The organism is Heliomicrobium sulfidophilum, from assembly GCF_057715735.1.
This window is the reverse complement of the sequence record NZ_JBVTZZ010000004.1, coordinates 745,619-767,846: the sequence shown is the minus strand read 5'-3', so window position 1 is coordinate 767,846 and position 22,228 is coordinate 745,619. Positions and strand designations below refer to the sequence as shown.

Below are 22,228 nucleotides of genomic sequence, written 5' to 3'. Positions count from 1 at the left end.
CGGTTTATCAAGCAAAAAAGCGGTTGAGAGGTTCAAGGACCTTTTCAACCGCTTTTTGCTGCGGTTTCTTTGCGGAAATGCGCTGCGTTTTTCTCGCCTGCAAGCAGATACGATCGGAAGCATTCTTTTCACGAAATCCTGCAATTTCTCTGGGAAAAATAAAAATCCCTATTAGGGAGAAAATAATCCCAGCGCAAATGACAGGGTCCCGGCAGGGACATGGCGAGGAGGAAGACAATTGGCGCAAGGGGTGCTCTCCCAAGTCCTCGACGCATTGGACCTGGAGACCTTCCTCATCTGTTCGAGCGAAGACGAGGGGAAGGAAATGGCCATTCGCCTGATGAAAACGCTGGGCTTTCAAGATGTGGACTTGGTGTTCATCCAGTTTGCCGGGCCGGGGGCGCGCGTCCGGGCTCGCGCTTACATCTATCGCCCCGGCCAGGACTATGCCTGGGTGCGCAATGCGGACCGGCAAGGGAAGGGGTGATTGACGATGGCGAAATGCCCAGAGAAGAAAAAAGTGCTGCTGGTGCCCCTTGATCCGGTCCATGATATCGGTTTGAAGATGATCCGCCGGGGCCTCGACGAGGCGGGGCACCAGACGATGCTGTTGCCGCCCGACCTGCCGCCGGAGGAGATCGTCAGCATCATCAGCCGGGAGAGTCCCGACCAGGTGCTCGTCAGCCGGACCCTCGGCTACGGCGTAGCCGAACTCCTTGCCCGCTTCGTCGATCTGACCGACGCCGCCGGCCTGAGGGACAAGACGACCCTGGTTGTGGGCGGCATGGCAATCCGTCCAGAACTGGCGGCCGAACTCGGTTTTGACGCCGGTTTCGGCCCAGGGACCTCTGTCGACGAGGTGGTCGCTTTCATTGAAGGCCGGCCCTACAAGCCGGAGGGGGAGCGGGTTCGGAAGGAAAAAGCCGACCTCACCGCCGGCTACAGCTATGAATACCGTCACCCAGCCATCGCCAAACTGCTCGAAAAGATCGTCGATGGCATCGTGGCTTGGACCGAGGGGAAGACGACGCCGGGGATCCAACGGTCGAGGCTGCGCGATGAGGCCTGGGATGCGGAGTCCTGGCGGCAGGGCAAAATCGATGCCCAGTTCAATAAGGCCTATGCCGCACTCTGTGATCCTGTCGCCGGAGCCTTTTACCGCAAGGGCGACGTCCATCCCAAGACACGCCGCCAGAGCAAGGAAGAGATTGCGCGCCTGGAAGACTACATCACCTCCGTCGAAAAAAGGATGACCGTCCGGCGTTTGCAGCACCGGGAGGACCAGCCGAAGATTTTCATCCAGTATGGCACCGGCTGTCCCTTCATGGATATCGCCCACATCAAGGTCTGCGAGGCCTGGGGCGCCGACGGCGTCGTTCACTTCGACCCCTCCTGGGGCGCCCGGACAGAGGGCTTCATCGGCGATTTTCTGACCCACCAAGAGGATGGTTCCGTCATCACCCCGGAAAACCTCTCCTGGATCAAGGCAGCCCTGGAGGCGTCGACCCTCTGGCAGGTGCGCGCCCACCGGGGATTGAACACGCCTGAGACGGTCGTCCTGGCGGGCAAGCTCGGCGCTGACCTGACCAAGATCAATATCGTCTATGGCGCGCTGGCCGCCGGGACCGATCCGGCTCGACTGACTGCCGACGGGGTGGAGGCGATCCGCATGGCCGTCAAGTACAACCTCCCCTTTGATGTGGTCACCAATGAGGAGTTGGCCGGCGTGCCCGCCCACAAGGCTTTTGCCGGCATGTTGATTGTGGCGGCCCTGGCCCGCCGTCTTGGCGGCAAGCCCCTATTGCAGCCGCTCTTCGCCTTCAGCCCCGAAGTGATGGTCAGTGGTCAGATGAACGACAACTACATCGATTTCAATGCGGCCAAGATCGAGGCCTTGCGCGCCATCATCGACGCCCCCATCTGGCCGGGGGCGCCTATCGGTTTTTTGACGCAGACCGAGGACCGGGTACAGTCTTCGATGACCACCTCCCTGCATGCGGCCCTGGCGGCATCGTTAAAGGTGGACGCCGTCTCCATCGCCTCCTCGGACGAGGCCTACTCCGGCGGCCCCATCGTCGCCGCCTCCCGCGTCGACACGTTGCGGGCTGTCGCCGAGGGCTTCCGCTTCTTCGGCGAGGGCCGCGTCGAGCCGACAAAACATGCGAGCCGATGGGCGACGGAGATTGTCGACAAGATCGAGGGCGTTTTAAAAGCGGTCGCCGATGCGCCCTCTTTCCCGGAAGCCCTTTACATGGGCTTGCTGGGCAGCAAGGAGGAGGGCGCTTACCCGGGGCGGGGCGGCCGGGGAACGGTCACCGAGGGATGAGGACGGTCGGCATCGCTGGAACAGCGAAAAACACGGGCAAGACAACGACCACCTCGGCGTTGCTCCGGGAAGCTTACCGCCGGCGGCGGCGGATCGCCGTCACCTCCATCGGCTATGATGGGGAAGAGGTGGACAACATTACCGGTCTGCCCAAGCCTCGCCTGGCCCTGGCGCCGGGAACCCTCGTCGCCACGGCCCGACGGTGCTTGACGCCGTCCACGGCCGACATCCGCATCCTGGAAGACACGAACATTGCCAGCGCGCTCGGGCCAATCATCATCGGCGAGGTGGTGTCGCCTGGTCTCGTCGTCGTCGCCGGGCCGAACAAGGCTGTCGAGTTGGGGCAGGTGAAAGGGCGCCTCGCCCGCTACCGGCCCGACCTGCTCATGGTCGACGGCGCCCTCAACCGCATCGCGCCCATGGTGGAGACAGACGGCTTGATCGTGGCTACCGGCGCAGCTCGCCACGTTGATCCGGCACACCTTACAGCAGAGACGGAGAGCATCGCCCAAATCTTCCGGTTGCCTCAAGGGAGCACATCGGTATTCACGGACACCGGCGGTGTCGCCTGCCGCCAACAGGGGCAGTGGCGCAAGATGCCCCTGGCGGACGCCCAGATGCTGACAGTTGACGATGGACGGGACCTAGGGCGGCAGGTGAGCGCCTTCCTCCCCAGTCACGCGGCAGGTCCCGTCGAAGGCCTGATTATCCTGCCGAGGCTGGTAACCACCGCCGCCGTTCGTTCCCTACTCTCTACAGTTGGACCCCGCTTAATCGGGTGGCGCATCTTTTTTCGCGATCCCGTTACTTTGCTGCTCAGTGACAACCCCGGCGAAACAGACTTGATGCTGCGGCAGTTGCGGGAAGCCGGGTTGACGCCGGTGTTGCGGCGGTCAATCCCGCTCCTCGCTGTGACCGTCAACCCTTTTTACCCGGAATATGACGCCGAGAGCCAGAGCTACCGCCCTCGTTACCTGCCTGGCGGGGTCTTGGAGGGGCGTTTGGGGCGGAAACTGAGGGTACCTGTGCTGGATGTGAAGCGGGAGGGGGCGCTGGCGTTGTGGCGGAAGGCACTGGGTTTTTGAGTTATTCCTTAAGAGATCTATCGGTGGAGGGGGTAGCGGATGGGTTCGCTAAGGGCTCCGCGGCGGCTCGCTCGACGGCGCCGCTAGGGCGCCAAACCTCTGGGCTTTTCTGCATGTCAACCATGGCGCCCTGGACGCTCTGCCGTCATTGCTCGCTTTTCGCCGCTCCGCCCAAACGGCTCACCCATCCGCTACCCCCTGTGCCTCATTTCATTTACGGGAAAGGCAAAACCCGATGTGTATTCCGCCGGGAGGGAAAAAAGGACGGTGAGAAGGATTTTCGTGCAATCTGACGAATAAATTCCAAGTTACCTGGGAAGACCGGGGGTGTTCCCGGCTTTCCTTTTTCATTGGTCAGGGGGTACGGGCTGTGAAGGGGATTCGTGTCGGCGCTGGTCAGATGGGCATGCTGGTTTTATTCATGATCGTCGGCGCCATCATAGGCAGTTTGATCGGGGAGGCCTTGAGCCCTGTCGTACCTGTCATGAAGCTGAGCAAGGAAGTCGAACTCGGCCCGGCTCACATCAATCTTGTATCGTTTAGTTTCACCCTCGGCCTCGGCATCAAGTTGAACTTGGCTGGCGCCGTAGGGATGCTTGCCGGTATCTTTCTCTACCGGCGATTCTAGCCTGGGGGGATTCACTTGAACCTTGTGCTAGCATCGGCTTCGCCCCGTCGACGCCAGTTGCTTTCCGACCTGGGGCTCCGCTTTGCGGTCCTGCCTAGCGATTTTCCTGAAGAAGGTGTGGACGCCTTAGCCCCGGAGGCCCAAGCCTTGGCGCTGTCCCGCGGCAAGGCTCATTCCGTTTGTGAACGAATATCCGACGGGATCGTCCTGGGCGCAGACACCATCGTCGTCCTCGACGAGGATGTCCTCGGGAAACCGAAATCGCCCGATCATGCCCGAGAGATGCTCCGCCGCCTCTCCGGCCGTTCCCATCGGGTGATCACGGGGCTGGCATTGTTTCAAGTCGAAAAGGGCCGCATCGTTGATGAACTGGGCGGCTATGAAGAGACGTTGGTCCACTTCCGCAATCTCACGGAGGAGGACATCGAACGCTATGTCTCCACCGGCGACTGTCTCGACAAGGCTGGCGCTTACGGCATCCAAGGATTGGCCGCCCTGCTGGTGGAAGGCTTGGAGGGAGACTATTTTAACGTCGTTGGTTTGCCGCTCGTTCGTTTGGATAAGCTGCTTCGCCAATGGGGAATTTCCTTGATGAGTCTAGGAACGGAAGGGAACAACCGAAGCTCTTCTCCAGCCTAACCGTCGCACAGTGATAGCCGGTTCCCCGCCTGAAAAGGGGGGTACACCGTGAGTGAAACTTATCATTTGACCATTAAAGATCTGCCTGAGGACCTGCGCCCCCGTGAGCGCCTTCTGTCGGCAGGTCCGCAGGCGTTGACCAACGCTGAACTGTTGGCTATACTGTTGCGGACCGGAACAACCCGGGAAACGGCCATCGACATGGCCCACCGCATCCTCCGCCAGGGCGGTCTCCGTTTCCTGGCTGAGACTACAGCCGACGAGTTGAGCGCCCTCAAAGGCTTGGGCGCAGCCAAGGCAGCCCAGGTCAAAGCGGCTGTTGAATTGGGACGTCGCATCGCTTCAACGTCGCCTGAATCGCGTCCCGCCATCCGATCGCCTGAGGACGCCAGCCGATTGGTCATGGAGGATATGCGCTTTTTGGATCGAGAGGTCTTTCGCGCCATTGCCTTGAACACGAAAAACCAGGTTCTCAGCATCGAGGATATCTCCGTCGGCAGTCTCTCTTCCTCCATTGTCCATCCTCGGGAACTGTTCAAAGTCTTGATCCGCAAAAGCGCCGCTGCGGTTGTGCTCATACATAACCATCCCAGCGGAGATCCGACACCGTCGCGGGAGGATCGCGAGATTACGCGGCGAATCGTTGAAGCAGGAAAAATTTTAGGGATCGAGATCCTCGACCATGTGATCATCGGCGACAACCGCTACAGCAGCCTCAAAGAACTAGGATACGTCTGATCCGGTAAGGAGATAGGAATATGATGTTTACAAAAGACCTCGGCATCGACCTTGGCACCGCCAACACCCTCGTACACATGAAAGGCCGAGGGATCATCCTGCGGGAGCCTTCCGTCGTCGCCATTCAGCGTGACAGCGGCTCGGTCATGGCCGTCGGCGAAGAGGCCAAGCAGATGATCGGCCGCACCCCCGGCAACATCACCGCCATCCGTCCCATGAAAGACGGCGTCATTGCCGACTTTGACATCACCATGTCCATGCTCCGCTACTTCATCCGCAAGGCCCTCGGCTCCAGCACCGGCTTGTTCTCTCGCGTCCGCGTCGTCGTCTGCGTCCCCTGCGGCGTCACCGCCGTAGAGGAGCGTGCCGTCAAGGAAGCGGCCTTGCAGGCTGGCGCCAGGGAAGCCTACCTGATCGAAGAGCCCATGGCGGCGGCCATCGGCGCCGGACTGCCCGTCCATGAGCCGACCGGCAACATGATCGTCGACATCGGCGGCGGCACGACTGAGGTGGCCGTCATCTCCCTCGGCGGCATCGTCACCTCCAAATCGATCCGCATCGCCGGCGATGAGATGGATGAAGCCATCGCCGCCTACATCAAGCGCCAGTATAACCTGGCCATCGGGGAGCGCACATCGGAGGAGATCAAAATCCGCCTCGGCTCGGCCTTCCTGGACCGCGCTGAAGAATTGCAGGAGGCCATCGACGTGCGCGGCCGCGACCTCGTCTCCGGCCTGCCCAAGACAGTCACCGTCACGGCGGAAGAGATCCAGAAGGCCCTCTCCGAGCCGGTCGCCGCCATCATTGACGCCATCAAGGTCTGCCTGGAAAAAACACCGCCCGAACTGGCAGCCGACCTGATGGAACACGGCATCGTCATGGCCGGCGGTGGCTCCCTCCTGCGCGGACTGGACCGCCTCGTCAGCCTTCAGACCGGCATGCCCGTCTACTTGGCCGACGAGCCCCTTTCCGCCGTCGCCCTTGGCACTGGACGCGTCCTGGAAAACATCCCCGCCCTGAAGCGCGTCCTGATTCCGCAGAAGCGGCTCAATTAGAACATGGTGCTGCTCTAATTGCCGGACGGCGTTCTCAGACGCAAGCAAGCGCGTTCCAGCGTCATCAGGCATAGAGAAGCATAGATTAAATAGGAAATTGTTGAAAAAAGCAAAAACCCGTTGATTATTTCTTACCCTTGATCGACAATAGTTGGGTGGCGCGTTGCGTGAAACGATCTGTAGCAGGGGCGCATGGGCAAAGTGAGCGGTTTGAGCGGAGCGGCGTCAGCGAGCGAAGACGGCGCAGCGAAAAGGCGCGCCCTCTGACATGCAGAAAAAAGCCCGATAGATTTGGCGCGCCCGCTGCGGCGTCGAGCGAGCAGCCGCGGAGCTCTTAGCGAGCTTTGCCCATGCGTCCCCCGCTTTGTACAGCGAGGCGAGCGGGCTTAAAGGTGAAGCATAATAGGCGGACGCGTCGATTCCACTAAGGGGGAAGCCTTTTTGGCCCGAACAAGAATAAGAAAGACACTTCTTGTCGTCGGTCTTGGAACGGTCATCGGCCTGGGGCTTCTCCGTATGACGAGCAACGACCGATGGGACACGACCCTGCTGGAGAGTTCCAGCCATTCGCTGCTGGCGCCTTTTCAGGCAGGTCTCGCCTATGTGACCGGACAAGGGGAGGCCATTGGCCAGGCGGTGATCAACTACCGTCTGGTCAAGGAGGAGAACGAGGCGCTGCGCCAGGAAAACGGCGAATTGCGTCGTGAAAACGGATTGTTGCGCCAGTACCAGTTGGAAAACCTCCGCATGAAAGAGATGCTGGCGTTTAAAGAAGAAAAAGCGGGAAACTACCAGATGATCGCCGCCCGGGTGATCGGCCGCGAGACATCGACATGGTTTCGATCATTGACCCTTGACCAGGGCGCCAACGACGGGGTGGCGAAGGACATGGTCGTCATCAACAATGACGGTCTGATCGGTCATGTGACCTCTGTATCGCCCCATTCCTGCCAGGTTCTGCTGATCATCGACCGGGAGGCGCCGGTGCCCGCCATGCTGCAGGTGACTCGGGAGCCCGGGATCATCGAAGCAAAAGGCGACGGTTCAGGGATGTTGACGATGGTTCACCTGCGGCGCGACGCACCGGCGCAGGAGGGGCAACTGGTCGTCACCTCCGGTCTGGGGTCGCTTTATCCGAAGGGACTTCGCGTCGGCTATGTGACGAATGTAGAGCCTGAACCGAACGGCCTGACGAAACAGGCCGGTTTGCGCCCGGCCGTCGACTTTCAGCGCCTGGAAGAGGTCTTTATCGTCCAAAAGGTCCTGCGCCAGGAGGGAGAGTAGTTGCGCCATCTGAACCTGGTCCTGTTGCTGCTGGCCAGCACGACCTTACAGACGACCCTGATGACCCATCTGGCCATTGCTGGCGTAACGCCTCATCTGGTGCTGATCCTAGTCGTCTTTACAGCCATCTTAAAGGGCGGACGCTTCGGCAGCCTCTTTGGCGCCGGCGCCGGCCTCTTTCTCGATATGCTGACGGGACGCTATATCGGGTTGAACGCCCTCGCCCTCGCTGCCACGGCCGGTCTCTGCGGGTTGATCGAAGGGCGGCTCTACAAGGACAACCTGCTCGTCCCCATCGGTTGTGTCCTTGCCGGCACGGTGGCCTACCACACCCTGGCCTTCCTGCTGGGAAGTTTCGCCGGACTGCCCTTTGCCGTAGGGGGCTTTTTCATGACCCTCTTGACCCAGGCTCTTTATAACACGGCGGCAGTCCCCCTGCTGTACGGTCCCTTTTACCGGGCCGCCTGCAAGGGGTGGCTGCCGAAGGAAGAGGTGGGTTCATGAGCCTCGACTTAAACAACCTCATCAATGAGATGAGTAACGAAATGACCGTCGATCCCCCTGCCGCGAAGCGTCGCAAAGATCTGGAAAAGACGCTGCGTTTCTTTGCCGTGGTGGCGATCGTTGTCTTTGGCGTCCTCTTGAGCCGCCTTTTTTATCTCCAGTTTGTCGCCGCTTCCGAGTACACGACCACCTCGGAGGAAAACCGCATTAAAATGCTGCCGATCCCGGCCATGCGGGGAGACATCGTCGACCGCAACGGCGTGACCCTGGCCACATCAGTGCCGGTCTTCAACGCCTACGTGACCTACTTAGGCATCCAAAACAACGACCGGGACGCTGTGGTGCAGAAACTGGCCCAGATCCTCGGCGCCAACGATCCTTCGATCACTGCCGAGTACATCCGCGAGCAGTTTGAAAAACGCAAGCAGCGCCTCTACGAGCCCATCCTGATCAAATCCAACCTGACCGAGACGGAAGTGGCCATGCTCGAAGAACGGCGCGCCGAACTGCCCGGTGTCGTCGTCGAAAAAGGCCCTGTCCGTAACTACCCCCCTGTTGAGGGGAGCCAGATCGCCGGTCACCTGCTGGGGTATGTCCGTCAAATCAGCCCGGAAGAGCTCAAGCAGTACGGTGATGAAAAGTACCGCTTAAATGATATGATCGGTAAGACAGGCCTGGAAAAGGCGTACGAGAAATACCTGCGCGGGCAGGACGGCTACCAGCAGGTGGAGATCAACCGGTCCAACCGACCTATCCGCAACCTCTTTACCCATAACCCCACTCCGGGCGACCGGCTGGTGCTGACCCTTGACGCCAAGGTCCAAAAGACCATGGAAGAGGCGATGGACCGGACCTTGAGCCAACTGCAGCGCGATAACCCGAAAGCGAAAGCCGGCGCTGCTGTCATGATCAACGTTCGCACTGGCGCCATTTTGGGCATGGTCTCGCGGCCGGCCCTCAATCCCAACGACTTTGTCGGAACGATGAACCAAGAGACAGCCGATTACTACTTCCGTTCCGACCCGCCAGCGGGTATCAACCGTGTCATTCAGGCCTCTTACCCTCCAGGTTCGACCTTCAAGCCGCTCACAGCTATCGCCGCTCTCGATGTGGGGAAACTTGATCCTCACGAGCATATCACCTGCACCGGCGCCTACTGGGAGAAGCCTAACATTCCCTGCTGGACCGTCCACGGTTCGGTTGACCTGAACGAAGCGGTGGCCGGTTCCTGCAACGTCTATTTTCAGGAGATGGGGCGGCGGGCCGGCATCGATAACATCAGCCGCATCGCCCGTGAGTTTGGCCTTGGCCAGGAGACAGGCATCCTGCTGCCGGGCGAGGAGGAGGGACTCCTGCCGGGCCGCGACTGGAAGCGCGCCTGGGGTAGCTCCTACGCCAACAACCGCTACCAAGCCCGCATGCGTGAACAGGACAAAAAGCTCCAAGAGGAACTGGCCAACGCCCAAACGGAAGAGGAGAAAGCTAAGATCCAGAAAAAAGACACGGCCATGCGCAAAACGATCGAGCGTGATTACCGCAACGACCTGAACTACTGGCCTTACTGGCAGCCCTTTGAGACCTACAACACCTCCATCGGCCAGGGAAGAAGCCAGTACACCGTCTTGCAACTCGCCAACTACATCGCTACGCTGGCCAACGGAGGCACCCGCTTCCAGCCTTACATGGTCGATCGGATTGAAACGCCAGACAAAGAGGTCGTCCAGCAGTTCGGGCCGACCATCCTCAACCAGGTGTCGGTATCGCCGGAGAACCTGGCCCTGGTCCGGCGGGCCATGTTGGCTGTCACGGAACAAGGCGGGACGGCGTCCTACCTGTTCTCAAACTTTCCCGTCAAGGTGGGCGCCAAGACGGGCACCGCCGAGACAGGCCGGGCCGGCGACGACAAGGAAAAGGATTACCATGGCGTCTTCGTGGCCTTCGCCCCTTACGACAACCCGGAAGTGGCTTACGCCGGCGTTGTCGAGTACGGCTACCACGGCGGTTCTTCTGCCGGCATCGTGGCGCGGGCAGCTTTTGAAGCCTATTTCGGTGTCGAACCCACCAATCCGGAAGCCTTGGTTCCCTTTGGACGTGTCGAAGAATAAGGGAAACGAGGAGCCAGTCTCCTCGTTTTTTTCTATTGTTTGAAGGAATTCCCCCTAGAGCGTAGAATTTATTGATGGACTAAAAATGGTAAAGATATGGAAATCGGCTGAGGGGCGAGTTGACGGCAATGCGAAAAACAGACATCGTAATCAAAGGATCCAAAGACGGGCTTACCTTCTTTCTGGACTCCCAGTGCGATTTTTACGAACTGGCCGCTGCGATTGAAGATAAACTGGCGTCAGCTGATTGTTTCCTTGTGGGCGCCCATGTCACCGTCGATATTGGGACACGGCAACTCCATCCGGATCAGATTGAACGGTTGCGGACTCTCTTCCCATCCTACGGGCTCATCTTGCGGGGCATCAATTCTTGGACCGATCCAGCCGGTCAACATGACGAGGAGGAAAGGGCCGTGTTAAAAGGAAACCGGGAACGCATCTACCAGATCGCCAATCACCTTTACGAATCGAGCGAACGGGCCGATGGCGCCGTCAGAAGCCGCGATGTTCGAGACCGTGATAGGAGAGAGCGTGACATCATTGACGATTCCGCACCGGTTCTCGCGCAGTCAGGCGCGGCCTTGGACGATGGCGAGGCGCCGCCGGAGCCGGTGGACAATTATGGGGTGGATGAGCAAACCGCTATCCTGACCCAGGGCGGCGACGAGCGGACGTTGCTCATCCAGCGGACCCTTCGTTCCGGCCAGACTGTTCGCTACCCCGGGCATGTGGTCATCCTGGGCGATGTCAACCCCGGCGCGGAGATCGTCGCCGGCGGCAATATCATCGTCATGGGCGTCTTCCGCGGCGTCGCCCACGCCGGCGCCATGGGCGGCGATGAGGCGGTAGTGACTGCCTACCGTCTTCGTCCGACACAACTGCGAATTGCCAATCACATCACCCGCCCGCCTGATGAAGAGGAAGAAGGTCCCGATCATCCGGAAATCGCCCGCATCCGGGATGGCATGGTGACGATTGAGCGCTACCACTATGGAACAAAAGCTTACGGCAAAGACATGTAAGGGAGGAACTCACATGGGTGAAGTGATTGTCATCACCTCAGGCAAAGGCGGCGTTGGCAAGACGACCACGACAGCCAACATCGGCACCGGTTTGGCCGCGCTCGGATTTAAGGTCGTCCTGGTCGATACGGATATCGGGTTGCGCAACCTTGATGTTGTCATGGGCCTGGAAAACCGGATCGTCTACGATATCGTCGATGTGACGAGCGGCCAGGTGACTTATGGGAAGGCCTTGATCAAGGACAAACGTTTCCCTGACGGCCGCCTCAACCTGCTCCCAGCGGCTCAGACGAAAGATAAGACGGCGGTCAATCAGGCGCAGATGAAAAAGCTCTGTGAAGACTTGAAGCAGGAGTTTGACTTTGTGCTCATTGACTGCCCTGCCGGTATTGAGCAAGGCTTCAAGAACGCCATCGCCGGGGCTGAAAAGGCTGTCGTCGTCACGACACCGGAGGTTTCGGCCATTCGTGACGCCGATCGGATCATCGGACTTCTGGAGGCGGCCGGCTTGCGCAATCCCCGGCTGATCATCAACCGCCTGCGGCCGACCATGGTCAAACAAGGCGACATGATGTCCATTGAAGATATGGTCGACATCCTGGCCATCGATGTGCTCGGCGTCGTGCCGGAGGACGACACCATCGTCATCTCGACGAACAAAGGCGAACCGGCTGTGCTAGATGACAACTCCCGGGCCGGACAAGCTTACCGGAACATCACTCGTCGCTTGACTGGCGCCGAAGTGCCCCTAATGAACCTGGAGATCACGGAAGGCTTTTTCGATAAGGTTCGCAAAATCTTCGGCATGAACCGCTAACAGGCAGGAAAGGGGGCAGGAAGCCCATGGCGGTGCTGGACTTTCTCAACCGCATGTTCAGCCGCGACAGCGGCAACAGCAAAAACATTGCGAAGGAGCGCCTGCGTCTTGTGCTGGTTCACGACCGCAGCAGCGTCTCGCCGGAAATCATGGAGGCCCTCAAAGAGGACCTGATCAAGGTCATATCGAGCTATCTGGAGATCGACGAAAGATCCCTGGAAGTCAACTTGAACAACGAAGAAGCGTCGGTCGCCTTGGTGGCCAACATCCCCGTGCTGGGGTTGAAGCGCCGCAACGTATGATTTCGCCAAAAGGTGGATATCGCGAAAAGTCTATGAACTTACGCTGAGGATAGTGATAAAGCAATACCAATAGGAGCGCAAAAGCTATCGGCCCCTCTTCTCTAAAAAAGGGAGGGGCTTTTCATTGCCTGTACTATCCCCTATAATAGGAATGTCTTCAGACCATAAGGTAGGGGGAACACCTTTGCGCTGGAAACTTGCGCGGAACCTGGATTTGACACTTGTCGCCGTCGTGCTTCTCCTGCTGACCTTCAGCATCATTATCATGCGTAGCGCCTCATCGAACGTGGGCGCCGATCCGCTGGCCTTTGCCCGCAAGCAGACGATTTGGGTCTTCGTCGGCATTACCTTTGTGACGATCTCCATGTTTTTTCACTACCAGACCTTTTCCCGCTATTCCTGGTACCTCTACGGACTCAACCTGCTTATCCTCGCGGCCGTGTTAATCCCTGGTCTCGGCGTCAATGTAAACGGCGCCGTCCGTTGGATCAACATCGGCGGATTTCAGTTTCAACCCTCCGAGTTTGCCAAGCTCCTCATGATCCTCACCTTTGCCGACTTTTTGTCCAAACGGCAAGGGCGACTGGAGACCCTAAAAGACATGCTGCCCTGTTTCGCCTTTGTGGCAGTGCCCATGCTGCTGATCCTCAAGCAGCCCGACCTTGGCACATCGCTCGTCTTTATCGCCATCATGCTGGGGATGATGGTGGCGGCGGGAGCGAACAAGAGAATCATGGGTCTTCTCGTCTTCTCCGGCCTTGTGGTGATCGTCGTCGGCATTTACGGACACTTCACCTGGGACTGGCCCTTGCCCTTGAAGGAGTACCAAATCAAACGGCTGATCATTTTTTTGGATCCTGATTTGGATCCCCTCGGAGACGGGTACCATATCAATCAGTCACTGGTCGCCATCGGTTCCGGCGGACTTTTTGGCAAGGGTCTTTTCCGGGGCACCCAGGCCCAATTGAATTTTCTACCGGAACACCACACTGACTTTATTTTTTCCGTCGTCGGGGAAGAACTCGGTTTCACCGGCGCCGTCGGCTTGCTGTCGCTCTTCTTCGTAATCATCCTACGGGGGTTGCGCATCGCTCTCGATGCCCGGGACAGCTTCGGTTCGCTCATCGTGACAGGCATTGTCTCCATGTGGCTCTTTCATGTCCTGGTCAACGTAGGTATGACAACAGGCATCATGCCGGTTACAGGCATCCCGCTGCCCTTTGTCAGCTATGGCGGATCGGCCATGTTGACAAATCTGGTCTGCTTGGGGTTGCTACTTAACGTATACTGGCGTAGACAGTCGATAATGTTTTAGGAGTGGACATGTCATGAGTCAGGACCAACTGAAAGTCAATGACCTAATCCAGATCCTCATTCCTGCCGGCAGCATTTATTCCGGGCATTACAAGAGTCGGATCGAGGATGTGGAAGAAGACAGCCTGACGCTGGCATTGCCCTTCAAAGAGGGACAGCTGATCCCGTTGCATATCGGGGAACACCTGATCTTTTACAAAGCCAGCGAGAACGGCGTCTGGGTCTATCAGACGGTCGTCCAGTCCCGCCGTTCGAATCCCCTTCCTGTGATCATCGTGAAAAAGCCGATCCGCGCCGACAAGGTGCAGCGGCGCAATTTTTACCGCTTTCCCATCACTATCGCCACCCAGTACTGCAAACAGGAGAAAGATGTAGAACCTAAGGATTGGACCTGGTACAAGGGGGTCATCCGCAACGTCTCCGGCGGCGGTGTCTGCTTGAACGTGAAGGAGCAGTTGCATGTAGGTGATAAGATCCTCGTGGACCTGCCCCTTGGCAAGGATCGGCTCCGCGTCGGCGGGCAGGTGAAGCGTTCCTTTGTGGAGGGAGAGGGAAAGGAGCTCGTTTACGTCCTTGGGATCGAGTTCCTGAACATCTCCCGGGGAGAGCAGGAGCGGGTCATACAATTCATCTTCACCAGACAACGGGAAATGCGCAGCCAAGGCATGCAGTAACCCTGCCGGACCCCCCGGCGGGGTTATTTTTTTAGGACAAAAGCATCTGTCGATGCAAGGCGTAAAGAAGTATAATGGGAATAGCGACTCGGAACACACGTTCCGGGAGGGGTTCACTGAGGAGGAACGGTGATGATGAACGAATACGCGTCCGACTGTCTCGGTGTGACCGTGTCCTCTCCGAAGACAGGCTCTTTCTGCCGCTGGTGGAACCGCCGTCTGCCGTTGCAAGCGCTGGCCTGGGAACTGCAACCGGAACACCCGGCGCCGATCGTCGCTGTCCGCGTCGACAACGTGCTGGAGGACTTGGGGTACGTCCCCGAACGGGACTGCCAGGTGGAAATGGTCGACATGTCGACAGAGACGGGCTTGCGCGTCTACGGTCAGAGCCTCGCTTTTGTCTTGATGCGGGTAGCGCGGGAACTCTTTCCCCGCCAGCAGCTAGAGATCCAGTTCTCCTTGAACAAGGGTTTTTATGGCGAACTCATGGGCGATCAGCCCTTGACGGCGGAGATGGTCGAACAGTTGCGGGAACGCATGTGGGAAGTCGTGCGCGCTGCCGAACCGATCGAGCGTAGGGTGGTCAGTCGCTTTGAAGCGCTGCACATCCTGGAGGCGTCCGGTCGCCAGGACCAGGCGGACGTCCTTCGCTTTCGCAGCCGTGAACCGGTGAATATCTACACCTGTGGCGGTTATGTGGCCTACAGCGATGAAATCCTCGTCCCCCATACGGGGATGATCACCACCTATCAACTGGCGCCTCACTACTCGGGCTTTCTCTTGCGCCACCCTGACCAGTCCGATCCGTACCGGATCCCGCCCAATGTGGAGCAGAAGCAGCTCGCCTATATCTTCCGCGAATCGGATAAGTGGACAAAGATCGTCAAGGTGGCCGATGTGCGCGACCTCAACAGCCACAATGCAGCGGGGAAGACGGGGGAACTGATCCGCATCGCCGAGGCGCTCCATGAAAAAAAGATCGCCCAGATCGCCGACCGGATCACCGAGGAGCCGGAAAAGGCGCGGTTGATCCTGATCGCCGGCCCCTCCTCTTCTGGCAAGACCACCTTCGCGCAGCGCCTGAAGATCCAACTGCGCGTTAACGGCCTGGATCCGGTGACCTTGTCGATGGACGATTATTTCCTGCCGCGATCGCTGACACCTCGTGACGCCTCCGGCAATTATGACTTTGAGTCCATCGATGCCGTCGATTGCGCCCTTTTCAACGACCACTTGACGAAGTTGATCGCCGGGGAGGCTGTGGAAATCCCTCGCTACAATTTCCATACGGGCGACCGGGAGTACCACGAAGATGTCGTGCAGGCCGGCATCGACCGGCCCATCATTGTCGAAGGGATTCATGGCCTCAATGAAAGATTGACAGCAGCGGTCGCGCGCGATCATAAGTTTAAGATCTATGTGAGCGCTCTCATGGAACTGAATCTAAATCCCATGAACTACATCAAGACAACTGACGCCCGCTGTATCCGGCGTATCGTCCGGGACCACCAGTTCCGTTCCCATGATGCACTGCGGACCCTGACCATGTGGTCCTCTGTCCGCCGTGGTGAGGAACGGTGGATCTTCCCCTTCCAGGAAGAGGCGGATGTCATGTTCAACTCCGCCCTCGTCTACGAGCTGGCCGTGTTGGCCCGCTACGCTGCTCCGCTCCTGGAGGTCATCCCCGGCGACTCGAAGGTCTACGGTGAAGCACAGCGCCTCTTGACGTTGCTCGATTACTTCCGGCCCATGGAGGACGTGGAGGTTCCCCACAACTCCATCCTTCGCGAATTTATCGGCGGCAGTTGTTTTTTCTAAGGAGTGCTAACGTTGTTTAATCTACCTCAGCGGTCTCTTGCGGCTGCCTTCCTCTTCGGGCTTTGGCTAACCGCCTTCTTATGTTTTGGACAACTCCTTCCGGCGGCTGCCGCTTCCCCGTCGCCAGATACGGTCAATCTGGTCATCAACGGCAAGGCTGTCGTCCCCGATTCACCGCCGGTCATTGTCAAAGAGCGGGTGCTCGTGCCGGTGCGGGTCGTGTCGGAACAACTGGGGCTAAAGGTAGCCTGGAACAGCGAAAAATACGAGGCTGCTCTGGAAGGGGAGGGATTGAAGATCGCCCTCCGCCCCGGTCAGCGGGAGGCCACGGTGAACGGAAAGGTGGTCTCCCTCGATGCCCCGGCCCAACTGCGTGACGACCGGCTCTTTGTTCCCTTGCGCTTTGTCGGCGTCTCCATGGGCGGTAAGGTCGATTGGGATGGCCCCAGTCGCACGGCCTATGTTGACTCCACATCGGAGCGGGCGGGACAGACGCCGGTAACTACCCCGTCTGGAACGCCGCCTTCCTCCGGAGTGGGCATGGGCGGTGAAAGGCCAGCAACTTCGGAAGGTCAAGCGCCCGGAACAGCCGTCTCACCTGGGGCTGGAACGACTGCCGGCAAGCCTGCGGGAACGGTTTCAGGAGAACTCTCTGACATCGACTGGTGGATCGAGAACAACAAAGACATCATCATTGTTGCCAAGACAGACCAGATGGAATACCAGTTGTCGGTATTAAGGGGGCCAGACCGGGTGGTCGTCGACCTGCCGGGCGTAAAACTCGGCGAATCCTTGCCGAAAAACAGGGCGATTAACCTCGGTCCGGTCAAACAGGTGCGCTTTGGTCAATTCCGGGAGGACACGGCCCGCATCGTCATTGATCTGATCGGAACGGTTACGCCTCAGATTCAAAAATCGCCGGAGGGCCTGTGCATCCGTATCCCTGGCGCAAGGTCGCTGCGGCGTGCCGGAATCCCCTTGATCCTGTTGGACCCCGGTCACGGTGGCATCGATCCTGGCGCCTTAGGGCCGACGGGAACACGGGAGAAAGATTATACGCTGACCATGGCGCTGAAGGTCCGTGATCTTCTCGTCAAACAGGGCATCGATGTGTCGCTGACCCGGTCTGTCGATATGGATGTGTCGCTGTCCGACCGGGGGATCATCAACAACCGATTGCATCCGGATCTCTTCTTCAGTATCCATGCTAACGCTGCTACAAGGCAGGAAGCAGGAGGAACGGAAACCTGGATCAGCGGAGAGAATGGGCGGTCGCTGGCCGAGACGATCCAGCGGAAGGTGCAGCCGGCGACAGGAAGAGACGACCGGGGGGTAAAACAGGCCAACTTCTATGTCTTGCGCACTTCTGAGGTTCCCGCCGCGTTGCTGGAGACGGTCTTCATCTCCAATCCTGAAGAGGAAAAACTGTTGTTCACATCCGATTTTCAAGATCGCGTCGCCCAGGCGATCGTCGCCGGGATCATGGAGTACCTGAAACGGCCCCTGCGTCCATAACCCTTTTCGCGTCATTTCCTGCTGTTGCCAGTCGGTTATGGTTGTCAGCAACCATTGCCAGCCCTTTTCAACCCGCCTTGCCTCGCCTTTTGCCTTTATTTAATGAGCAGAAATCCTCCGGTCATATCGAGTCGGAATATGACGAACGAAAAGCAAAGGATATGGAAGGAATTACTAATTCTTTTGTTGAATTTGCTTTACAATGATGACATTCGAAGTTCGATCAAGCTCAACTGATCGAGGTAAAACGTATCCAGGGATGGCTGAATTGGAAGGCGATGAAAGGGGGAACGCGGCTGATGTACATGCTTGCCCTGTTGGCATTATTTATCGGGGCTGTCATTTGGCTGGAGGTAGGTCAAAAGAAGACCTACCGGAAAACACAGCGGCTTGACCCGCAGGCGGTTCGTCGATTGGTTGTACAGGCTCAATCGAGAGAGCGATTTCCACGGCTCCAAGAGTATGGCACTCGTTATCCTGCCGAATAGATCTGGCGGTGGTCGATGAGAAATCGATCCCAAAAAGCCCTCTCCCTTCCTTGACCACAAGGAAGAGAGAGGGCTTTTTTGACGATTTGATGTTATCGAGAGGCGCGACTTATTGTTCAGAAGCGTTCGCCTTTCCGGCAGTAACGGCGATCTTGCTGTGCGAGTAGCCATAGAGAAAATAGACGACGATGCCGACGGCCATCCAGATCAGGAACAGCTTCCAGGTGATCCAGGGAAGAGAGCCCATCAAAAAGGCGCAAAAGAGCACGGCGAGCAAAGGCGTAAAGGGAACGCCGGGACAACGAAAGGGGCGGTTCAGTTCCGGCCGTTGGCGGCGTAGCAGGATAACGCCGATGGATACGAAGACAAAGGCGGATAAGGTGCCTAGGTTGACCATCTCCGCCACGATTCCGATAGGCACGAACCCGGCGACAAAGGCGACGATCAACCCAGTCAGCCATGTGGAGACAAAGGGCGTCTCGAAGCGGGGATGCACCTTCGAAAAAAAGGGAGGCAGCAGGCCATCTCGGCTCATGGCGAAAAAGACGCGCGTTTGACCGAAGAGCATCACCAGAAGGACCGTCGTGATGCCAGCGATGGCGCCGATGGAGACAAAACCGGCCACCCAGTTCTGGCCGGCTACCTGCATGGCCAGGGCGACCGGTGCAGAGACGCCCTTAAACTGGGCGTAAGGGACGATGCCGGTCATGATGGCCGACACGATGATGTAGAGGACGGTGCAGATGGCCAGCGAAGAGACGATACCGATAGGAAGGTCCCGCTGTGGATTTTTCACTTCCTCGGCCGCTGTGGAGACAGCGTCAAAGCCGATGTAGGCGAAAAAGACGATGGCCGCGCCGGACCAGATGCCGGAGACGCCGTAAGGCATGAAAGGGACCCAGTTGGCTGGTTTGACGTACCAGACGCCGACACCGATGAAGAGGAAGACGACGGCCATCTTGATGAAAACCATGATGTTGTTGACACGAGCGCTTTCCCGAATGCCGATCGAAAGGAGTGAGGTGACGATCAAGACGATGATGACGGCGGGCAGGTTGACGATTCCCCCGCTGGCAGGCGGATTGACCAAGGCTGCTGGCAAGTGGAATCCCAGGCCTTCCACAAGCTTGACGAAGTAGGCCGACCATCCGATGGAGACGGCTGAGGAAGCGAGACCATATTCGAGGATGAGCGCCCAGCCAATCAGCCAAGCCATGAATTCCCCCAGGGTAGCGTAGGAATAGGTGTAGGCGCTCCCTGACACGGGGCAAAGGGCGGCGAATTCGGCGTAGGCCAGGGCGGCGAAGCCGCAAGCAAGTCCGGCGATCACGAAGGAGAGCACCAGCGCTGGACCGGCATGTTCAGCGGCGGCGATGCCGGTTAGCACGAAGATGCCCGTTCCGATGATTGCCCCGATGCCCAGCAAGGTGAGATCAAAGGCGCCCAGCGTTTTTTTGAGGCCCGATTTTGAATGGGCAAACTCGATCAACTGGTCCAGGGATTTTTTCCGCCAGAGGTTCATGAAGAGAGGCTCCTTTCAATGCATGAGGTTGGGAAGATCGTCTAGAAGATAAGGCTCGAATCAAGTTTTCCCTGTCTCGCTTTTGGGTATCACTGGTTAGTGCCAACAAGCACATATTATAATCATTTGTCCCAACCTGTACAAGTGTCCTTCGGAGGCGGACAAAGAAAAAAGGCGAAAAGAAAAAGGCGATTGGAAGTGCTTCCGGGATCGCCTGATCGACTGGAGTTACCGTTCTTCGCCTCGCTGGCGGATGCATTGTTCGAAGGCTCGCTTCATCGCTTGTGTATGTACGGGGTTGATTGATGTGCGGTCGGCCGGGTTGGTGTAGCACCAGGGGGCCATCGGACATTCGGAGCACTTCCCGGCGCGGTGTGGTCGAGGCATGGGGATAATTCGGGCCATAAGCACCACCTCCTGGCTTAGAGTATGCCCGCCGGCGTTCCGGCACATGCGTGACAGCGAGGGTAAAGAAAGGGATGTCCTATTTTTTCCAGGGCAGTGCATAGAGTGTATCAGGGTTGGTGAACAGGGGGGACAAATGTGAAAAAGTCGATCATTCCCGATGGGGGCGAGTGGATCACCAACCGCCGGCGGCGGCGTTCGGCGTCAACAGGGGAGAGCCCGAAGGGAAAGGGCGATTTGGAACCGCCAGTGAAGGGAAGGAGCGGTCTGGGCGATGAGGGGGGCGGCGCTTGGTTCAAAGGCTTCGGCGCGTCGCCGGCGCGGAGTTGGTTTTCGGGCGATGGCTCGGCCCGTTGGGGCGAACCGCCGGCGAGAGAAGGTTCTCCGCTCCGCCGTTGGCTCTGGCAGACGGCCATCTCGCTGGCGCTTTTTGCTGGGACCTGGCAGATCTTCCAGGTCGACCAGCCATGGGCTCACTGGTTGCAAGGGGAGATCCGGCGGGTCGCCACCGAAAGCGTGGAGTATGAGGCACTCCATGATGCCGTTTTGCGCCTTGGTCTCTGGACGGACGCGACGGCGGTGGCGCCCGTCTTCGCCCCTGCCGGAGGAGGCGCCCGGGTCGGCTTGCCTGTGGACACGCCGGTCAAGGGCATCATCGTGCAGAGCTTCGGGCAACGGGGCGGCCAGTTTTATCCTGGCGTTCGCATCGCGGCGCCAGCGGGGTCGCCGGTTACTGCCGGCGCCGCCGGCAAGGTGGCCGTGGAGTGGATGGAAAACGGCGGTCACTACCTGCAGATCGCAGCCGATGACGGAACGGTTCGCATCGTGGGTCCCTTGGAGTCGCTGGAGGTGAAAACCGGTCAGGCTGTGGCGGTCGAGACGACGCTGGGCCGACTGGCCCGCGGCGAGGCCGACGGCCAGTCCCAACTCTATCTAGAGGTCCGTCGGGGGGGCCAGAGCATCGACCCTTTTGAAAGCGAGAAGGGGGGACAGCCCCAGTGAGGATCGTCCGCCTAGCCGGGGTGGACGTGCGGATCAACGAATGGCTCATCGTGCTGGCGGCGCTCTATGTCTGGGCCGGTGTGGCTGTCGAGGTGGCCCTGGCCTTTGCCTGTGTGGCCTGGCATGAGTTGGGTCATGTGCTTGTCGCCCGTCGGAAGGGCTTCGCTGTCCAGGAGGTGGAGTTTTTTCCTTTCGGCGGCGTCGCCCGGCTCGAACCGGGCTTGGAGCAAAGCCCTGGCGATGAGATCCCCGTCGCCCTGGCCGGCCCTCTCTTCTCCTTTTTCCTCTTGCTGGTCCTCGAAGGGGGGCAGCGCCTCGGCATCGACTGGGGCGATTATTTCGATTTCTTGCGGAATGTCAATTTCTCCATCGGCTTGTTTAATCTATTGCCGATCCTCCCCCTTGATGGCGGCCGTCTCTGCCGCGCCTGGCTGGCTGGGCGCTGGGGGGTCATGGGCGCTTCCTTGCGCACCGCCCGTTGGGGGGAGGCGTTGGCCCTGCTCTTCGGTCTGCTGGCGGTGGTGGGCCTTTACGGGGGGCGCAACGGCCTCGACCTGCCGCTCATCGCTGGATTTCTCTTTCTCGGCGCCCACAAAGAAAGGAGCAACGGCCCCATGTTTTTTTGGAACCTGCTCCGGGTGAAGCGGCGCAAGCTGACAGGTCAAGCCGCCTGGAACGGCGAGGTGGTCGTGGCCCGGCGCGATGTGCGCGTCTCCAGCCTGCTGCCTCGCATCGTGCCTGAACGGTGCCTGCTTGTCACCATCGTTGACGAGAGCGGCGCCATCATCGGCCAGGTCAGCGAGAACGATCTGCTCCAACAGATGCTGCAAGGGAAGGAGGACCTGACCGTGGGGGATCTGATCCAAAAGGGAGGCAGATGAGGGGATCATAAGCTTGAAGGTCTGGGGAGGGAGGACGTCAGACCAAAAAAGGATCCAACGGGGTTGTCTTTCTGAGTTAAAGGGGATAATCTTATCGTAAGTTC

At 58.8% G+C, this 22,228-nt stretch carries 23 protein-coding genes; 20 read left to right on the top strand and 3 right to left on the bottom strand.

Features of this window, described 5'->3' with window-relative positions:
* Window positions 1-7: 7 nt before the first annotated feature.
* Window positions 8-247, bottom strand: coding sequence for a hypothetical protein (locus tag AC0CW1_RS05350; RefSeq protein ID WP_488182010.1), 240 nt, complete (start codon window positions 245-247; stop codon window positions 8-10).
* On the opposite strand from AC0CW1_RS05350, the gene AC0CW1_RS05345 reads away from it, so the two are divergent.
* The 18 genes from AC0CW1_RS05345 to AC0CW1_RS05260 all read left to right on the top strand — a co-directional run bounded on the left by AC0CW1_RS05345 (window position 239) and on the right by AC0CW1_RS05260 (window position 18,314).
* Window positions 239-487, top strand: a complete 249-nt coding sequence (locus tag AC0CW1_RS05345) for a hypothetical protein (RefSeq protein ID WP_488182009.1) — start codon at window positions 239-241, stop codon at window positions 485-487. The two genes, AC0CW1_RS05350 and AC0CW1_RS05345, sit on opposite strands and share 9 nt — an antisense overlap.
* 6 nt (window positions 488-493) lie before the next feature.
* Window positions 494-2,326, top strand: coding sequence for a cobalamin B12-binding domain-containing protein (locus tag AC0CW1_RS05340; protein WP_488182008.1), 1,833 nt, complete (start codon window positions 494-496; stop codon window positions 2,324-2,326).
* A complete protein-coding gene (locus AC0CW1_RS05335; protein ID WP_488182007.1) occupies window positions 2,323-3,411 on the top strand; it encodes a hypothetical protein in 1,089 nt (362 codons plus the stop codon). The genes AC0CW1_RS05340 and AC0CW1_RS05335 overlap by 4 nt, the downstream gene beginning before the upstream one ends.
* A 370-nt stretch (window positions 3,412-3,781) precedes the next feature.
* Window positions 3,782-4,039, top strand: a complete 258-nt coding sequence (locus AC0CW1_RS05330; protein ID WP_488182006.1) for a DUF4321 domain-containing protein — start codon at window positions 3,782-3,784, stop codon at window positions 4,037-4,039.
* Window positions 4,040-4,063: 24 nt separating this feature from the next.
* Entirely contained in the window at window positions 4,064-4,678 is a 615-nt protein-coding gene (locus AC0CW1_RS05325) for a Maf family protein (protein WP_488182126.1), read from the top strand.
* A gap of 66 nt (window positions 4,679-4,744) precedes the next feature.
* Window positions 4,745-5,416: a RadC family protein gene (gene radC / locus AC0CW1_RS05320; RefSeq protein WP_488182125.1), complete on the top strand. Its 672-nt coding sequence runs from the start codon at window positions 4,745-4,747 to the stop codon at window positions 5,414-5,416.
* Between the two features lie 20 nt (window positions 5,417-5,436).
* On the top strand, window positions 5,437-6,471 hold the full coding sequence (locus AC0CW1_RS05315; RefSeq protein WP_488182005.1) for a rod shape-determining protein: 1,035 nt from the start codon (window positions 5,437-5,439) through the stop codon (window positions 6,469-6,471).
* 441 nt (window positions 6,472-6,912) lie between these two features.
* Window positions 6,913-7,755 (top strand): rod shape-determining protein MreC, encoded by an 843-nt coding sequence (gene mreC, locus AC0CW1_RS05310; protein WP_488182004.1) that lies wholly within the window; start codon window positions 6,913-6,915, stop codon window positions 7,753-7,755.
* Window positions 7,756-8,259: a rod shape-determining protein MreD gene (mreD, locus tag AC0CW1_RS05305; protein WP_488182003.1), complete on the top strand. Its 504-nt coding sequence runs from the start codon at window positions 7,756-7,758 to the stop codon at window positions 8,257-8,259. It begins immediately after the preceding gene.
* Complete coding sequence (gene mrdA, locus AC0CW1_RS05300) at window positions 8,256-10,364, top strand: penicillin-binding protein 2 (protein WP_488182002.1); 2,109 nt, start codon at window positions 8,256-8,258, stop codon at window positions 10,362-10,364. The genes mreD and mrdA overlap by 4 nt, the downstream gene beginning before the upstream one ends.
* 128 nt (window positions 10,365-10,492) lie before the next feature.
* Window positions 10,493-11,386, top strand: coding sequence for a septum site-determining protein MinC (minC, locus tag AC0CW1_RS05295; protein WP_488182001.1), 894 nt, complete (start codon window positions 10,493-10,495; stop codon window positions 11,384-11,386).
* Between the two features lie 13 nt (window positions 11,387-11,399).
* A complete protein-coding gene (minD, locus tag AC0CW1_RS05290) occupies window positions 11,400-12,203 on the top strand; it encodes a septum site-determining protein MinD (protein ID WP_488182000.1) in 804 nt (267 codons plus the stop codon).
* A gap of 32 nt (window positions 12,204-12,235) precedes the next feature.
* On the top strand, window positions 12,236-12,505 hold the full coding sequence (minE, locus tag AC0CW1_RS05285) for a cell division topological specificity factor MinE (RefSeq protein ID WP_488182124.1): 270 nt from the start codon (window positions 12,236-12,238) through the stop codon (window positions 12,503-12,505).
* 184 nt (window positions 12,506-12,689) lie between these two features.
* Window positions 12,690-13,820, top strand: a complete 1,131-nt coding sequence (rodA, locus tag AC0CW1_RS05280) for a rod shape-determining protein RodA (protein ID WP_488181999.1) — start codon at window positions 12,690-12,692, stop codon at window positions 13,818-13,820.
* Window positions 13,821-13,833: 13 nt separating this feature from the next.
* A complete protein-coding gene (locus AC0CW1_RS05275) occupies window positions 13,834-14,493 on the top strand; it encodes a flagellar brake protein (protein WP_488181998.1) in 660 nt (219 codons plus the stop codon).
* Window positions 14,494-14,625: 132 nt separating this feature from the next.
* The gene (locus tag AC0CW1_RS05270; protein WP_488181997.1) at window positions 14,626-16,311 is read left to right on the top strand and encodes a nucleoside kinase; all 1,686 of its coding nucleotides are present in this window, start codon (window positions 14,626-14,628) and stop codon (window positions 16,309-16,311) included.
* A gap of 12 nt (window positions 16,312-16,323) precedes the next feature.
* On the top strand, window positions 16,324-17,826 hold the full coding sequence (locus AC0CW1_RS05265; protein ID WP_488181996.1) for an N-acetylmuramoyl-L-alanine amidase family protein: 1,503 nt from the start codon (window positions 16,324-16,326) through the stop codon (window positions 17,824-17,826).
* A gap of 299 nt (window positions 17,827-18,125) precedes the next feature.
* On the top strand, window positions 18,126-18,314 hold the full coding sequence (locus AC0CW1_RS05260) for a hypothetical protein (protein ID WP_488181995.1): 189 nt from the start codon (window positions 18,126-18,128) through the stop codon (window positions 18,312-18,314).
* A gap of 109 nt (window positions 18,315-18,423) precedes the next feature.
* Here AC0CW1_RS05260 and bcaP read toward each other — a convergent pair whose 3' ends face one another.
* A complete protein-coding gene (gene bcaP / locus AC0CW1_RS05255) occupies window positions 18,424-19,836 on the bottom strand; it encodes a branched-chain amino acid transporter BcaP (RefSeq protein WP_488181994.1) in 1,413 nt (470 codons plus the stop codon).
* Between the two features lie 228 nt (window positions 19,837-20,064).
* Entirely contained in the window at window positions 20,065-20,241 is a 177-nt protein-coding gene (locus AC0CW1_RS05250; RefSeq protein WP_488181993.1) for a hypothetical protein, read from the bottom strand.
* Window positions 20,242-20,379: 138 nt separating this feature from the next.
* On the opposite strand from AC0CW1_RS05250, the gene AC0CW1_RS05245 reads away from it, so the two are divergent.
* Both AC0CW1_RS05245 and AC0CW1_RS05240 read left to right on the top strand, forming a co-directional pair.
* A complete protein-coding gene (locus AC0CW1_RS05245; protein WP_488181992.1) occupies window positions 20,380-21,243 on the top strand; it encodes a murein hydrolase activator EnvC family protein in 864 nt (287 codons plus the stop codon).
* Window positions 21,240-22,124 carry a M50 family metallopeptidase gene (locus AC0CW1_RS05240; RefSeq protein WP_488181991.1) on the top strand — a complete coding sequence of 295 codons (885 nt, stop codon included), beginning with the start codon at window positions 21,240-21,242 and terminating at the stop codon, window positions 22,122-22,124. Before AC0CW1_RS05245 ends, AC0CW1_RS05240 begins: the two co-directional genes overlap by 4 nt.
* The last annotated feature ends 104 nt before the right edge of the window (window positions 22,125-22,228 follow it).

Excerpts from the sequence above, each read along its gene's own strand:
- AC0CW1_RS05340 (WP_488182008.1), top strand. The coding sequence starts at position 494 with ATGGCGAAATGCCCAGAGAAGAAAAAAGTGCTGCTGGTGCCCCTTGAT.
- AC0CW1_RS05335 (WP_488182007.1), top strand. The coding sequence starts at position 2,323 with ATGAGGACGGTCGGCATCGCTGGAACAGCGAAAAACACGGGCAAGACA.
- AC0CW1_RS05315 (WP_488182005.1), top strand. The coding sequence starts at position 5,437 with ATGATGTTTACAAAAGACCTCGGCATCGACCTTGGCACCGCCAACACC.
- mrdA (WP_488182002.1), top strand. The coding sequence starts at position 8,256 with ATGAGCCTCGACTTAAACAACCTCATCAATGAGATGAGTAACGAAATG.
- minC (WP_488182001.1), top strand. The coding sequence starts at position 10,493 with ATGCGAAAAACAGACATCGTAATCAAAGGATCCAAAGACGGGCTTACC.
- minD (WP_488182000.1), top strand. The coding sequence starts at position 11,400 with ATGGGTGAAGTGATTGTCATCACCTCAGGCAAAGGCGGCGTTGGCAAG.
- AC0CW1_RS05275 (WP_488181998.1), top strand. The coding sequence starts at position 13,834 with ATGAGTCAGGACCAACTGAAAGTCAATGACCTAATCCAGATCCTCATT.
- AC0CW1_RS05270 (WP_488181997.1), top strand. The coding sequence starts at position 14,626 with ATGATGAACGAATACGCGTCCGACTGTCTCGGTGTGACCGTGTCCTCT.
- AC0CW1_RS05260 (WP_488181995.1), top strand. The coding sequence starts at position 18,126 with ATGTACATGCTTGCCCTGTTGGCATTATTTATCGGGGCTGTCATTTGG.
- bcaP (WP_488181994.1), bottom strand. The coding sequence starts at position 19,836 with ATGAACCTCTGGCGGAAAAAATCCCTGGACCAGTTGATCGAGTTTGCC.
- AC0CW1_RS05250 (WP_488181993.1), bottom strand. The coding sequence starts at position 20,241 with ATGGCCCGAATTATCCCCATGCCTCGACCACACCGCGCCGGGAAGTGC.